Source organism: Clostridium pascui (genome assembly GCF_016908015.1).
In the GTDB taxonomy this organism is placed as follows: Bacteria; Bacillota; Clostridia; order Clostridiales; family Clostridiaceae; genus Clostridium_AK; species Clostridium_AK pascui.
The window spans coordinates 37,493-51,447 of the sequence record NZ_JAFBDB010000009.1 but is presented as its reverse complement, the minus strand read 5'-3'; the positions used below and the strand labels follow the sequence as shown (position 1 = coordinate 51,447).

The following is a 13,955-nucleotide window of genomic DNA, read 5'->3' as shown; positions in this document are numbered from 1 at the left end:
AATAGTGATGAATTTTTCAATTTACATCAGTAAATTTACATATAAATTAAAAATTTATAGATAAGGATGGATGCGGGGATGGAAAAGTTAGTTATCAATGGTGGTAAACCCCTTTGTGGAAGCATTGATATTAGTGGTGCTAAAAATGCTGCAGTAGCAATATTACCTGCTGCAATAATCGCTAGTAAAGGAACTTGTTATATTGATAATATTCCTAATATAGAAGATGTTCATTGTATAGAACGAATTATAGAAAACTTAGGTTGTAAGGTATCCATAAAGGATAATTCTGCTGTTATAGATAGTACAACTTTAAATAGCTATAACGCTAATAGTGAAGATGTAAAAAAAATGAGGGCATCATATTACCTTATAGGTGCTTTACTTGGTAGATTTAAAAAGGCTAGAGTTGAAATGCCAGGAGGATGTCCTATAGGTGTAAGACCTATAGATCAACATATTAAAGGTTTTGAAGCCCTTGGTGCTAAAGTTACCCTTGAAGATGGTGTAGTAACTGCAGAAGCAGATAAACTTATAGGAACTAATATTTTCTTTGATGTAGTCAGTGTTGGAGCTACTATTAATGTCATGCTTGCTGCTACTTTAGCAGAAGGTATAACCACACTAGAAAATGTAGCTAAGGAACCTCATATCGTAGATGTAGCTAATTTTCTAAATAGTATGGGTGCAAATATAAAAGGTGCAGGAACTGATATTATAAGAATAACTGGTGTAGAGGAATTAAAAGGATGTTCTTATAGTGTAATTCCAGATCAAATAGAAGCTGGAACTTATATGATTGCTGCAGCTGCCTGTGGTGGAGATGTTACTGTAAATAATGTTATACCTAAACATTTAGAATCCATATCTGCCAAACTTATAGAAATGGGGGCAGAAGTTATTGAAAATGGTGAATCTGTACGTGTTATATCCAGCAAAAACCTAAAAGGAGTTAACATCAAAACATTACCTTATCCAGGATTTCCAACAGATGTTCAGCAACCTATGAGTACTTTATTATGTATTTCTACAGGAACAAGTATAATAAATGAAAGCATCTGGGAAAGCCGATTTAAACATGTTGATGAGCTGATAAAAATGGGTGCATGCATAAAAGTAGATGGTAGAATTGCCACTATAGTTGGAGTAGATAAACTTAAAGGAGCCAAAGTAGAGGCTACAGACTTAAGGGCTGGAGCTGCTATGGTAATAGCTGGTTTAATTGCTGAAGGAGTTACTGAAGTAATTAATATTGAACATATTGACAGAGGTTACCCTTATATAGAAAATAAATTTAATAAGTTAGGTGCAGATATTAAGCGCGTATCTTATTCCTAAGGCAAGGTGAATTAATATATGTTTTTTTGTTCTTTATATAGTGGTAGTAGTGGAAATAGCATATTAGTTTCTACAGAGAAGTCTAAAGTACTAATTGATGCAGGATTGCCTGGGAAAAGTATTGAAAATGCTTTATCAACTATAGGGGAGTCCCCTAATGAAATAGATGCTATATTTGTTACTCATGAGCATACAGACCATACTAAAGGTGTTGGAGTTTTATCAAGAAAATATGATATTCCAATATATACTGACGCTCTTACTTGGGAAGCCATGAGTAAGTCAATTGGGAAAATCAAAGAAAAGAACATAAAAATTATTGAAAATAATCATGTAAATATTAAAGACATGGATATTTTAAGCTATAGAATATCTCATGATGCTGTTTCTCCTCATGGATATTCTATTTGTAGCAATAATAAAAAATTTTCTCTTGCTACAGATTTAGGTTACTTTTCTAAAGAAGTAGAACAAGCTTTAAAAGGTGCTGATGCCATACTGCTTGAAAGTAATCATGATGTAGAAATGCTAAAGTTTGGCCCTTACCCATATGTTTTAAAAAGAAGAATATTAAGCAATGAAGGCCATCTTTCTAACGATGATTGTGGAAGAGCAATCATTAATTTAATGGATGGCAACTTTAAAAGAATAATGCTTGGGCACTTGAGTAAAACCAATAATTATCCTGAACTAGCTTACGAAACTGTAAAGAATATTCTTATAGAAAACAAGTTAAAATTAAATAAGGATATCGATTTGCTTATGGCTGACAGAAGTGCACCCACTAAATGTATAGAGTTTTAAAAGGGGTGAAGTTAATGAAAAAATCTATTATCTTATCGTGTTCTTTTATGCTATTTTTAAGTTTTACATTTTCAGGTTGTGAAAAAACAGATGTTTTAAGCTCAGAAAATAAGCAAAAAGTACAGCAATTTACCTTATCTGAAGCTGATGATGATACTTTAGAATTAAATTTGTACTTTAATTCCTCTAAAGATAATAAGAAAATAACTATTACTAAGGAAGAGCGAATTATTAAGGAAAATGAACTTATTGGTGAAATTATAGTTCGTGAACTTATAAAGGGCCCTGCAGTAAATAGTAGCTTAAGCCCTATTTTACCTAAAAATACAAGACTTTTAAGTTTCTCTATTAACGACGGAATTGCATATGTAAATTTAAGCAAAGAAGCCATCTTAACTATGTCTCCTGTGGCTGAAGAAGCCTGCTTAAGAAGTCTTATATGGTCACTTACTCAATTGCCTTCAATTGATAAAATTAAGATATTGGTAGAAAATAAAACTATTGATACATTAGGTGGTAATTTTAATATTTCTAAGCCTATAGGAAAGCTTGATGTAGAACAGTTAGAAAAAAAATAAATATATTTTTTCTAACTTGCTTTTAATTGAAATCTTTAATTTTTTTTATTATAATATTATTGTAAAATTTTATACTTTTTACAAAAGGAGAATGGATATGAGTTTATATACAGAATGGACAGATATGGTTGTAGAGTATGTTAAAACAAAAGGTGAAGCTGCTTTTTGGAAAGAATATGGTGCTGTAGAAAAAAATATATATACTAAAATACTTGCAAATCATACAAAGGAAATTAGCGGTAAACTAGAAGATTTAGCTAATGACTTCAATACTTCTACAATATTTTTTATGGGATTTATTGATGGAGTAAACGATAGCTTAATTAATCCTCTAGATTTAGAAGCTATAGATACTAATACAGAATTAAATTTAGCTATCGACTTTGACAAATTATACTTTAACATGTTAGATGCTAAAGCTGATTATCTTTATACTCTTCCTCAATGGGAAGCTGTATTCTCCCCTGAAAAAAGAAAAGAAATTCGTAATCAGTGGAAGGAATCTAAGGTTATAGTTAATAACAATAAAGTAGGCAGAAACGATGCTTGCCCATGCGGAAGCGGTAAGAAATACAAAAAATGCTGTGGTAAAGAAGCTTAATTAGCAGCTAGTTACCATTAACCAGTATTAATAAAGTTTGATAATTTTAATTGAAAGTCGGGTACTCCCGGCTTTCTGCATTTTATATTGAACTTACAATCTGTTAGGAGAATTAAAATGAATATAACAATAATAACTGTAGGTAAACTAAAAGAAAAATATCTTAAAGACGCAATAAATGAGTATTCAAAAAGATTAACCAAATATTGCAGCCTTGAAATTGTAGAAGTCGCTGATGAAAAAACTCCTGAAAATGCCTCTCCTAAAGATGAAGAAAATATTAAACTTAAGGAAGGCCAATCAATTTTAAAACACATTAAGGATAATATGTATGTGATTGCGTTAGATTTAAAAGGTAAAATGATTTCATCTGATGAACTTGCCCAGTTTATAGAAGACCGTGCCTTATCAGGCAACAGTCATATAACCTTTATTATTGGCGGTTCTTTAGGTATTTCACAGGAAGTTTTAAATAAGTGCCATTATAAGCTTTGTTTTTCCAAAATGACATTCCCTCATCAACTGTTTAGGGTAATGCTTTTAGAACAAATATATAGATCTTTTAGAATAATAAAGGGTGAACCGTACCATAAATAAAAAACATAAAAACCACGACTAATTAATTAGTCGTGGTTTTCAATAATTTTCACGTAAATATTTATATCTTGTGAAGCCTGGCTGTAGAAAGCGAGTTAAGCTTATCTAGCGGGAAGTAATTATCCATGTATTGTCTCAATACAAGGCCAGTTGCTGGGCTGCCGGGTATTACCTCCTGGCAAAGCACTTCTGAGCGTATTAAGCTTTCCGGCTCATTTATTCCAAATAGTAACCGCATCCCTGTGGAACTGCTGAATCTGGGATTTATTTCGAAAATTACCGGCATACCATCTTTAATGCGCAATTGAATATTTATAGCCCCATAGGCTCCCAGTGTACTTGCAACGACCGCACAATAATCTGCAATGTGGTGATAATCATCAGAAACTGCAGCAATAGAAACTCCCTCCAGCAAATACCTCCTTAAAGCGATTTTGGAAATAACCTCTCCCTTTTGATTTGTACAAATCCCTACGGTAAACTCTTGATCCTCATCTGTAAGGTATTCCTGTATAATCAAGCTTTCCTTACCCTTTATATTTTCAAGCAGCTGCTGCTTATCCTTAACCAGAACAACACCTACTGAGCCACGTCCAAAACGCGGCTTGACTATCAAGGGAAACCCCGCACTTTCAATAAATGAGGAGAGCATACCAGCATCTTCAGGATACCTGATGCTTGCAGGAATTTGAAAACCGGAGCGTGATAAATGGCACATAGTCAGCCACTTATCGGTGCAAAGCTCTAACACTCTCGGAGAATTTACAAACACCTTTGCTCCTGTAGATCTTTCAAGGGATTCTCTATTTCTTGAATAAAAGGGAAGCTCCGCTGTAGACCCGATAAATATCGCTTTAATCTGATGATTTATACAAAGATTTTTAATAAACATATAATAGCTTTCTTCATCTGCTACCTGTGGAGGGATAAAGCTTTTGTCGGCAAAAAATAAACCTAGGGAATATGGGTTAACGTCAATTGCTATTGTTTCAACAGGAAGCACCGATTCCTTCAGTGACCTGATAATACCCTGCCCGTATACGGAACCTGCACCTGTAACCAATACACTGAGAGTTCCATTGATTTTATTCATAATTACACTCCTCATAAATTTTTTTACACAGCTCTAGATTTAACCGGTGACCGGATCTAAAGCCTATTACATGTCCCAGTACCTTTTTCCCAAGTAAGCCAAGGTCTCCGAGAAGGTCAAGCACTTTATGACGGGCAGGTTCATTGGGCCATTTCCAGGACCTGTACTCAGCCCCGGATTTGACTACCAATACATTTGAGCTGACTTTCCCAGTTAGGTTTACAACATCTTCAATCTCTGACTCAATTATATAAGAACGGGCATCTGCCAGCTCTTTAGCAAAGGTTTCAGGAGTTATGTCCATTTCAGCTACTTGAGATAATTGAGGCAGATTGGGATAGTCAACCACATAGGTTAGTTTAAATCCATCGTAGGGAAGAGCTATCAGGAACTTTTCATATTCCATATCCCCTAAGCTTTCACGTTTATATACAATAATGGGCTTAAGTATTTTTATCATTTCCTTCTTGGCATTTTGCTCCACTATCCCAGCTTCCGTGAGCGCTCTTTTGAACTCTTTACTGCTGTAATCCTCTGTTACGGGCAGGCTGGCCTGTTCCAGCTCAATAAATACGTTGTCCAAACCTAATCCTGATAAGGCTGCCAAGGCATGCTCCGTGTGTTCGATGCGAACATCTCCATCAACAAGAGAAGTCCATCTGTATTCAACCTTTGCTTTTTCAAATGAGCATTTTACTTTAGGGCAGCCTGGCAGGTCATTACGGATAAATATTATACCAGTACTCGGCGGAGCTGGATAAAAAGTTACCTTTGCATCAGTTTCGCCAGCAATGCTAGTACCCATTAAAGAAACCCTTTGTTTAATAGTTGTCTGATTATCCATTTCAATTTCAATTCCTTTCAACTAAACTGCAGAAATCAAGAATTTGTCTGGCGCGTTCCTTATAACTATGTTTTAAATAAACCTCCAGCTGACCATTGTGCGCTATTTCTTGCCGTGCTGCGGTATTTTTAAGAAAATAATTTACCAAGTTAACTGTATCTTCTTGGGAAGAGGCACATGACAGGTGAACATTATTTATAAACAGCTTGGTGACAGATTGTGTTGGTACGGTAAGCAGAAAACCGCCCGAACCCAGCACTTCAAAAGTCCTAGATGTTAACATGTCATGGTCATTTTGCAAACCTAATATAATTCTAGCTGAATTATATACTTTATTTGTTTCCTCATAAGGTAGTTCACCTTTAAGCATATGCTTTGGGATCTTAAAACCCATTAGCTCCTCATTAAAACGATCCCATCGCTTACCCCAAATAGCAATGTTATATCCCCTTTCCACCAAAGGCTTAAGTAATATCTGAACGCTATCCTTCCGATATGACTTCCACTCTCGTCCCCCATTCCCAATTAGGACGACATCATAATCATATTTACTGCTTGGAGGTTCATTCTTATTGAATTCCGGATTGCAGCCAAAATCAAGATGTTCGGCGGGAAGCCCAAGCTCCCTGTATTTATTTACACTACCAGGATGTATGGTCATAACTGCATTAGGTTTATAGGTTTCAATACACCTGAAGGAACACTTTTCAGTCCATCTTGGATCTTCAGTTGCCCAATAGACATGTTTCACCTTATATTTAGTAGCTCTTTTCGTAAGCTCGTCTATATGCTCACGGCTATACCTGCGGTAAGCCCATCCCGTTGTTATCATAATATCAGGCCTAAAGTTGTCAATTGCGTCTGTTATAGAGCTTCTACTTAAATCCCTCAGGCTAAAAACAGGACAATTAAGTTCCCTAAAGCCCTGGGGCAGCCCAAGGGTATATTTAGAACTATGTGCAAAAAACAATATTCTTTTCATAATTGCACCTCTTTCAACAAAAGCTTGCGTGTGCCCTCCGCACCGCAATTAAATAACATATCAACTATAGACAAATTAGGGATAAAATTGCCCCAAAGCTGCGAATATGCTGTAGGTTCATAATCCAAATACTCCAATTTAATACCTTGTTTTTCAAAAATCTCTGGCTTAATATATGCCATTCCTCCAATACCGGACAGGTAACTGTCAGCAGAAAAGTGGCGACAGATTGCAGCTATTAGTTCATTTTTTCGAAGCTCAGAAAATTGAGGTAAATCTGATAAAAACACAAGCTTTGTTTTAAGTCCCAGCAGGTCATATACCAGCTTGATAAAAGCCATGTTGGTATCTATAAGATATCCGGTATCTTGCAATACCTGCTCCATCATGGGGAAAACTTCTTTGAAATGGGGTGCTTTGGCGTAGTTTACTTTGAGTGCCATAAGATGATGCCTTTTAAAGCCTGGTATAACAGTAACTTCATTAAACCGCTGCAAGCCCATGCCTTTGCGTTTCACCGGCACAGTTAGCATCTGAGTCCCTTGGGAAGTTTTGATAAGATTCCTATTATCCAATGAACTGCCTGTTTGAAACTGAGCAGTATCTAAAATAAAAAAAATATCACACTGTGCCATCTTAACAAAATATCCCGGCCAGGGAATATAATTCGGTTGATGACCTGCTAATTTCATTACCTTACTCCTTTAAATTATTTGCTATTGTTTACTTCATACAAATAGCATTCCCTAAGTATCCCATGCCCTCCATAACCTTCTTTGAAACGAAACAGCCCTGTATTGACTCTACTTCCTTTTACCTCAGTGGAAATACCCCAATCTAAATATGAAAAGCTGTTTTTTAGTCCCCATTCCATCATATGACCAAAAATAAGGTTTAACGGCCGCTTATGTTGGAAACCATCGTGGTGGGCAATATAAAAACAGTTTATAACTCTGTCGTTCAGTAAAAATGCCAAAACACCCGCTGCAGGAGTTACTCCTTCATATGCTGCAAAGAGTTTTATCCTGTGAGGATAAAGAGTTTTTAGATGTTTGATTTCATCTAATGTATGTGCAGGCTTTGCATTATGATTATGTTTAAGTTTATTTTCTAAGATAGGCCAAAAATCATTTATATCGGCATCCTCCACCACTGATAGTCCACTTTTCAATGCCTTCTGATAGTTTCGAAAAGCGGTGTCACTCATTACCCGCTTTACAAAAGATTCCTCACCTTTTTTTAGCTCAAGGACTGTGGCCAGCTCTGTATACTCAAGCCTAAACCCAGAAAACCTTAAAGCAAAGTCAAGTTGTTCCGAAAGCTCATTATGGTAAACCTTTGGAACAGGTTTTAGCCGTATATAGTCAAAACCAGCTATGGCACAATATTCCACAAGGGCACTTACGAGCTTCAGGCATTTTTTAGTGCTTAGACTGGACTTTATTATGAGCCCTCCATGGGAGGCGCCGGGGTGGGAAACTAGGATGCGTTTATCCTCTTGTTGTACTACGGCGGCAGGAAGAACAGCAATGATTCCCTTATCCTCCATAAATATCAGGGAATGATCTAAAAACCTGTCTGAAGGATGATAACCCAGAAATCTTCTCTCCTGCATAAAAGTGCCGTTAACTGAGGAACTCACAAATCCCTCCCATTCATTCTCAAGCTCTTTTGAATATCTCTTTACAAACAATATAATTTCACCACACTTTCCTGATTATAGTGCTTACCATCTCCATCAAAAGATGTTGATTTTCTCTCCGACTTTTGCGAGAGATTCCAAAATGCAATCAGTTATTTTTGCTACAAATTCTATATCTTTTCTGCCGCTAAGAGGTTCCTTGTGTTCTCTAATGCATTCCATAAAATGAATACACTCCTGTGTCAGAGGTTCCGAATTGTCTTCCACTGCCCAAAAATGCTCCTGCTCTCCGTTATGGAAGATTTGGATCTTTCTATCGGCAGTCTGTACATCGTCAAATACTAATTTTGTTTTCGATGCAACCAGTGTCATTTTCCTTGTTTTTTCCGTATGAATGAAGCTAGCAAATATAGAAGCTGTTTTACCATTGGGGAAACCCAACAGTATATTGATAACATTGTTATAAGGACTTTGAATATATTTTTCACCATGGGCAATTACCCAGATAGGATCCATCCCTATAAGGTGGCGTGAAAGATAAATATCATGAACTGCCAGATCATGAAGAACATCTACTTTAGGAGCCTGAGAAGTGGAACTGGTTCTGGACATGTTCAAGTAACATAGATCATCAATAATATGTTTTTCTTCCAGAAGCCCCTTTATCCTTTTCACAGCAGGATGGTAAATCAATGTATGGCCGGCCATCAATACGGTATTTTGATCAGCAGCCAATTCAATTAGATCATGACTGTCTTTACTGTTAATTGTCACTGGCTTTTCTACGAGAACAGCTTTGCCTTTGCTTATTGCTTCCTTCGCCAGTATGTAATGACTTTCAGGTGTTGTGGCTATAATAACCCCCTGTACCTCACCGTCATTGAATATATCTGCCTTATTTTCAGTGAACCTGGTCTGAGGGTAAACAGCAGCTGCTTGATTTAGCTTTTCATACTCTAGGTCGCAGGCCCACTTCAATTCACAGCCCTCTATTGCATTTACAGTTTTCAGATAATTTTTTCCCCATTTTCCACAGCCTATCAAAGCAAGCTTCATCATTACAATTACCTCTCAATTACATACTAATTATATGCCGGAGCACCATATATTAGCATATTCACCACGCATAGAAAATATCACTTACATTGAGGATTCTCATCTGGTAAAGTTAAAAAAATAAAAGGGGCTATGTTGTAAGATGATTTTGAGTTCATCTTTCAGCATAACCCCTTTGTTTTGTGATATGTTAATTGAAAATTAGCGTATGCCATCTGCTTTCATAAGCCGCGCTACGCGTCCCTTGCTAGCTTTCTGATCTTCAAGTAGATTCTTAGTTATCTGAGGTGCACCATAGATTCCATAGCTTTTTTATGTACAACTTTTATTGTTTCTAGGAGCTTCTTATTAAAGCAACTTAATCAGCTCTTCTAACTCTTCAGATAAAGCTTTTGCAAGCTCAAAATTAGTGTCTTTTAAAGCCAATTCTATTTTCGTTTCAATTGATTTTTTCTTTTGTTCAACTTCTAAATAGTCCCTATCAAAATGATTGGCATAAATCTTCCTTCTAAATTTCTTCATACTCATTTTTCTAAGGGTTTTATCTTCAACGATTAGAACATAATCCATGCAATTGGATATAAGATAGTAATCATGAGAGATCATTAAAATCGCGCCTTTATAGTTTTCAATGGCTTTTTCAAGCGCTATTTGTGAATATGTATCTAAATGACTTGTGGGTTCATCCAGAAGCAACATGTTTGCTTTACTAGCAGAAACTTTAGCTAATTGAAGCACATTTTTTTCTCCGCCGGATAGGGATCCTATTTTATGATCAAGTATTTCTCCCTCAAAGCCATAGTTCGAAATATATGATTTAATCTCTGCATAGGTTTTAAAACCTGCATCGAAGAACTCTTCAAATATTGTATTAGACTCATTTAGTGTTTCACCTTGATGTTGAGATAAATAAGCCATTTTAATTTCAGGACTTATTTCAATTGAATCACTATTATTCTTAAAAATGGATCTTAATAAAGTGGTTTTTCCAGTACCATTTGAACCGATAATAGCTACTTTATCAGTAGATTTAATCTCGATATTAACATTTTGTAAAAGCATCTCATCATAGGAAACACTGTAATCATTAACCTTTAAAGCGATGATATTTTCGGTTTTATTATCAATATCAAAACTTATATTTGGCTGCTTAATATCCAAAAAAGGCTCTTTAATACGTCTTGCTTCTAATCTTTCTTGAATTTTCACTCTAGCCTTTAAAGACTTTCCTCTAGCAGCTTCAGAATCATCAGTTGCAATCTCCCTTAGTTTATCGATTAATTTAGCATTTCTTTCAATTTCTTCACTATCGGCCATAGCCAGTTCTTGCAATTCAATTTTAGTTTGAAGCAATGAAAAGTTATAATCAATAAATCTTCCATCAAATTCTTGGAGTTCCATGTTTTCAAGGTGCAGAATTTTGTTAAAACAATGATTCAATAAATACCTGTTGTGCGTAATAACTAATAGTGTTCCTTTATGTGAATTAATTAGGTCTTTAAGAGAATTAAGGTTTTCAAAGTCTAAGAATACATCTGGTTCATCCATAATCATTAAGTCTGGATTACTGAACATCTCCTTAATAACTTGTATAAGTTTGAATTCTCCGCCACTAAGCTCAGATATCATTAGATCTTTATGCCTGGTTAGATTTGCAAGATTTAGTTTCTTGTTTATGATGCTTTCGAAATCATCCCCACCAATTGCATTAAATGCGTCTAAAGCTTGCTGGTATTTTTCTAATAAAGTATCAATATCCATAGATGTTTCCATTTCAGTGCAAATGGATGTTATTTGATTTTGTAATTTAATAAATTCTTCTGCTACATATTCGTAAACTGTAGTATCTTTTCTCTCCTCTATTTGCGAGAACTGACTTACATACCCAATTCTACAATTAGGGTCCATCTCTAACTTACCATCAAACATATATCTTTCTGGATTCATAATTATATCTATTAATGTACTTTTTCCATTTCCATTTCTCCCTATAAAAGCGCAATGTTGACCATCTTCTAATGAAAATGAAATATTATTATATAGATTTTTTTGTGGGAACGAGTAAGACAAGTTATCAACCTTTATCATATTATTACCTCTCTTTATCACTTAAAAAGAACCTATCAAATAAGCTCTTTATTATATAATATTGCCAATCTTAATTTTCAAATTCAATATTATGCAGCAATGATATTGTTTTTGATTTCAGTAGATAACATAACACCTTTCTTCACAAATTTCAATCATTAAACATAGAAGTCTTTAGAAATTGAGCATCAACCACCACACATATAGGAGTGTATGATTAAGGTCATAGATATCCTAAAAGGTATATATGCAATGGAAATTTGACGTGTTAGTTTAAACAGATGACATTAGTAAAAACCTCCAATATAACGGTACAGGAAACATTACCATAAATAAATGTAGTTTCTTAATTGTAAATTAAGATGGTATAATATAAATACTCTAATTAGTGGAGTAAAATCATATTGCTCTTAAGGAGAAAATGCTATGAAAATATCACATGAATGCATCTACTGTCTTGCTAGACAAGCAGTAGAAATAGCTGAAGAATCTACAAGCAATGTAACAATACAGGAAGAAATAATCAAAAAATCTTTGAAAGAATTAGCAGAAATAAACTTCAATGAAACAGCGCCTGAAATAGCTTTTAGGATGCATCAACATGCTAAGAATATTACTAAGATTATTGATCCATATGCAAGATTGAAAGAACAGTATAATGAAATTGCTAAAGAGATTTATGAAAGAATTACTAGGGAAAAGTGGTTAGATAATGCAAAAGATCCCTTCGATATGTCCTGTAGGCTAGCTATTGCAGGAAATATTATAGATTTTTCAGTTGGCTTAAAGCTAGAGCACTCAGATGTTGTTAAGTCCGTTGAGGACAGTATCAAGCATGATATTTTTGGTACTGGAACAGCAGCTCTGCGAGAAGCAGTAGAGAAATCAAATAATATTATGTATATTGCTGACAATGCTGGCGAAATAATATTTGATAAATTTCTATTAGAGAATCTTCCATTAAACAAGGTTACTTATGTGGTAAAGGGAGGCCCAATAGTTAATGATGCAACGATGCAGGATGCAATAAGCACAGGTATTGTAAATCTAGTAAAAGTTATCGACAATGGACATGCTGCACAAGGAACTATATTAAAAGATTGCTCAAGTACATTTAAGAGTGAATTTAACAAGGCAGATCTTATTATAAGTAAAGGACAAGCTAACTTTGAAACATTAAGTGATATTAAAGATAAAACTATATTTTATCTATTGCGAGCAAAATGCAGTTCAGTTGCCTCTGCCATCGGCTGCAAACAAATGGACTATGTGCTTACAAATTACTAGTAAAGTAAAAGATATTCTATTGTTTTTTAATCTTGCTATGTGGGTGGCACTTTTAGTACACCCCAATCACCCTTAGTCTACGTTATACATAAGCTTCAGCATTAGCACCTTGAAATTTAGTTTTATTGCACTTATCTTTATTTTTATCCTTCCATTCCCTTTGATAAGCTAGAATTTTTGGGCCCGTTGTAAGATTAAGGATATACCAATTATTTAAAACCGAATCTATGTATTTCATGCTTCGAGCATTATGATACGCCGCCTCTTTAATGGCCAAAATTATAGAATCACAGCTCATATCCTTACTCCAATCCTGAAGACTTTCAAACTCTATAGGAGTTATTAGGTGAATATTGTCATTAAATATCTCTAAAACTTCACTGATACCTGCATTTTCTGTCTCATTAACTACATTCTCATGAACATCAGCAGCAGAGTTCCCTATTATTTCTTCTGCTTCTTCTACTTCTTCAATTTCTTTTTTAATTTCTTCTTTAATTTCTTCTTTAATTTCTTCTTCCCCTAGGTCCTTATAAGCCCCTTCTAAGACCCTTGTTTTTTCCAGAAAGTCCCCTACCCCATCAAAAATTAAATGTATAGGGTATCCTAGCTTCTTACATAAATCATAAAGCTTATCTACAAACTCCTTATGTTTAATTTCTTTTATTTCCTTATTTATGCACTTTATTGTATTTGGGCTGTTTATAAAGTTGTACTTTATCCAGTTTAAAATCATAATCTCTTTTGTTTCCTCACAATATTCTATTTTCCCATAAGTAATAAACCTCTCTAAAAGCTTACCCACAGTTTCCCTATTATAGCCTGTCTCATATTCGATTGTTCTTTTAGGAAGTTCAAAAATTCCACATTGTTTAGTATTAGTACATTGAAGTAAGTAGACATAGAAAAACTTCTCCTCTGGTGTCAAATCTATAACAAAAGCATCTCCCCAAAAGGATAATTGTAATTGTCTATATAATGCCATAAGTAATCCACCTCCAAAAAATCTCTACCTATATATTTAATATGCAATAATATAAAAATT

General features: G+C 34.7%; 15 protein-coding genes. 6 read left to right on the top strand and 9 right to left on the bottom strand.

Annotation, left to right across the window (positions count from 1 at the left end; all coding sequences use genetic code 11):
* Positions 1 to 78: 78 nt before the first annotated feature.
* The 5 genes from JOC70_RS17260 to rlmH all read left to right on the top strand — a co-directional run bounded on the left by JOC70_RS17260 (position 79) and on the right by rlmH (position 3,918).
* On the top strand, positions 79 to 1,338 hold the full coding sequence (locus JOC70_RS17260; RefSeq protein WP_204600123.1) for a UDP-N-acetylglucosamine 1-carboxyvinyltransferase: 1,260 nt from the start codon (positions 79 to 81) through the stop codon (positions 1,336 to 1,338).
* Between the two features lie 18 nt (positions 1,339 to 1,356).
* The gene (locus JOC70_RS17255) at positions 1,357 to 2,142 is read left to right on the top strand and encodes an MBL fold metallo-hydrolase (RefSeq protein ID WP_204600122.1); all 786 of its coding nucleotides are present in this window, start codon (positions 1,357 to 1,359) and stop codon (positions 2,140 to 2,142) included.
* A 14-nt stretch (positions 2,143 to 2,156) separates the two neighbouring features.
* Complete coding sequence (locus JOC70_RS17250; RefSeq protein ID WP_204600121.1) at positions 2,157 to 2,720, top strand: GerMN domain-containing protein; 564 nt, start codon at positions 2,157 to 2,159, stop codon at positions 2,718 to 2,720.
* Between the two features lie 97 nt (positions 2,721 to 2,817).
* On the top strand, positions 2,818 to 3,321 hold the full coding sequence (locus tag JOC70_RS17245) for an SEC-C metal-binding domain-containing protein (RefSeq protein ID WP_204600120.1): 504 nt from the start codon (positions 2,818 to 2,820) through the stop codon (positions 3,319 to 3,321).
* A gap of 117 nt (positions 3,322 to 3,438) precedes the next feature.
* Positions 3,439 to 3,918, top strand: coding sequence for a 23S rRNA (pseudouridine(1915)-N(3))-methyltransferase RlmH (gene rlmH / locus JOC70_RS17240; protein ID WP_204600119.1), 480 nt, complete (start codon positions 3,439 to 3,441; stop codon positions 3,916 to 3,918).
* 61 nt (positions 3,919 to 3,979) lie between these two features.
* Here the strand turns inward: rlmH and JOC70_RS17235 are convergent, their stop codons facing one another.
* The 8 genes from JOC70_RS17235 to JOC70_RS17200 all read right to left on the bottom strand — a co-directional run bounded on the left by JOC70_RS17235 (position 3,980) and on the right by JOC70_RS17200 (position 11,623).
* A complete protein-coding gene (locus JOC70_RS17235) occupies positions 3,980 to 5,011 on the bottom strand; it encodes an ATP-grasp domain-containing protein (protein WP_204600118.1) in 1,032 nt (343 codons plus the stop codon).
* Positions 5,004 to 5,876 (bottom strand): UDP-3-O-acyl-N-acetylglucosamine deacetylase, encoded by an 873-nt coding sequence (locus JOC70_RS17230; RefSeq protein ID WP_204600117.1) that lies wholly within the window; start codon positions 5,874 to 5,876, stop codon positions 5,004 to 5,006. Before JOC70_RS17230 ends, JOC70_RS17235 begins: the two co-directional genes overlap by 8 nt.
* A complete protein-coding gene (locus JOC70_RS17225) occupies positions 5,863 to 6,837 on the bottom strand; it encodes a CgeB family protein (protein WP_204600116.1) in 975 nt (324 codons plus the stop codon). Before JOC70_RS17225 ends, JOC70_RS17230 begins: the two co-directional genes overlap by 14 nt.
* On the bottom strand, positions 6,834 to 7,529 hold the full coding sequence (locus JOC70_RS17220; protein WP_204600115.1) for a WbqC family protein: 696 nt from the start codon (positions 7,527 to 7,529) through the stop codon (positions 6,834 to 6,836). Before JOC70_RS17220 ends, JOC70_RS17225 begins: the two co-directional genes overlap by 4 nt.
* A gap of 17 nt (positions 7,530 to 7,546) precedes the next feature.
* Positions 7,547 to 8,530, bottom strand: coding sequence for a GNAT family N-acetyltransferase (locus JOC70_RS17215; RefSeq protein ID WP_204600114.1), 984 nt, complete (start codon positions 8,528 to 8,530; stop codon positions 7,547 to 7,549).
* 45 nt (positions 8,531 to 8,575) lie between these two features.
* Positions 8,576 to 9,538 carry a Gfo/Idh/MocA family protein gene (locus JOC70_RS17210; RefSeq protein WP_204600113.1) on the bottom strand — a complete coding sequence of 321 codons (963 nt, stop codon included), beginning with the start codon at positions 9,536 to 9,538 and terminating at the stop codon, positions 8,576 to 8,578.
* Between the two features lie 198 nt (positions 9,539 to 9,736).
* Complete coding sequence (locus JOC70_RS19645) at positions 9,737 to 9,835, bottom strand: IS3 family transposase (protein ID WP_204600167.1); 99 nt, start codon at positions 9,833 to 9,835, stop codon at positions 9,737 to 9,739.
* A 48-nt stretch (positions 9,836 to 9,883) separates the two neighbouring features.
* A complete protein-coding gene (locus JOC70_RS17200; RefSeq protein ID WP_204600112.1) occupies positions 9,884 to 11,623 on the bottom strand; it encodes an ABC-F family ATP-binding cassette domain-containing protein in 1,740 nt (579 codons plus the stop codon).
* Between the two features lie 426 nt (positions 11,624 to 12,049).
* On the opposite strand from JOC70_RS17200, the gene JOC70_RS17195 reads away from it, so the two are divergent.
* On the top strand, positions 12,050 to 12,910 hold the full coding sequence (locus tag JOC70_RS17195; RefSeq protein ID WP_204600111.1) for a damage-control phosphatase ARMT1 family protein: 861 nt from the start codon (positions 12,050 to 12,052) through the stop codon (positions 12,908 to 12,910).
* 82 nt (positions 12,911 to 12,992) lie between these two features.
* Here the strand turns inward: JOC70_RS17195 and JOC70_RS17190 are convergent, their stop codons facing one another.
* Complete coding sequence (locus JOC70_RS17190) at positions 12,993 to 13,895, bottom strand: DnaD domain-containing protein (RefSeq protein WP_204600110.1); 903 nt, start codon at positions 13,893 to 13,895, stop codon at positions 12,993 to 12,995.
* Positions 13,896 to 13,955 lie beyond the last annotated feature (60 nt).

Coding starts and splice junctions, on each gene's coding strand:
- JOC70_RS17225 (WP_204600116.1), bottom strand. CDS start 6,837: ATGAAAAGAATATTGTTTTTTGCACATAGTTCTAAATATACCCTTGGG.
- JOC70_RS17245 (WP_204600120.1), top strand. CDS start 2,818: ATGAGTTTATATACAGAATGGACAGATATGGTTGTAGAGTATGTTAAA.
- rlmH (WP_204600119.1), top strand. CDS start 3,439: ATGAATATAACAATAATAACTGTAGGTAAACTAAAAGAAAAATATCTT.
- JOC70_RS17200 (WP_204600112.1), bottom strand. CDS start 11,623: ATGATAAAGGTTGATAACTTGTCTTACTCGTTCCCACAAAAAAATCTA.
- JOC70_RS17220 (WP_204600115.1), bottom strand. CDS start 7,529: ATGAAATTAGCAGGTCATCAACCGAATTATATTCCCTGGCCGGGATAT.
- JOC70_RS17260 (WP_204600123.1), top strand. CDS start 79: ATGGAAAAGTTAGTTATCAATGGTGGTAAACCCCTTTGTGGAAGCATT.
- JOC70_RS17255 (WP_204600122.1), top strand. CDS start 1,357: ATGTTTTTTTGTTCTTTATATAGTGGTAGTAGTGGAAATAGCATATTA.
- JOC70_RS17235 (WP_204600118.1), bottom strand. CDS start 5,011: ATGAATAAAATCAATGGAACTCTCAGTGTATTGGTTACAGGTGCAGGT.
- JOC70_RS17210 (WP_204600113.1), bottom strand. CDS start 9,538: ATGATGAAGCTTGCTTTGATAGGCTGTGGAAAATGGGGAAAAAATTAT.
- JOC70_RS17195 (WP_204600111.1), top strand. CDS start 12,050: ATGAAAATATCACATGAATGCATCTACTGTCTTGCTAGACAAGCAGTA.
- JOC70_RS17190 (WP_204600110.1), bottom strand. CDS start 13,895: ATGGCATTATATAGACAATTACAATTATCCTTTTGGGGAGATGCTTTT.
- JOC70_RS17250 (WP_204600121.1), top strand. CDS start 2,157: ATGAAAAAATCTATTATCTTATCGTGTTCTTTTATGCTATTTTTAAGT.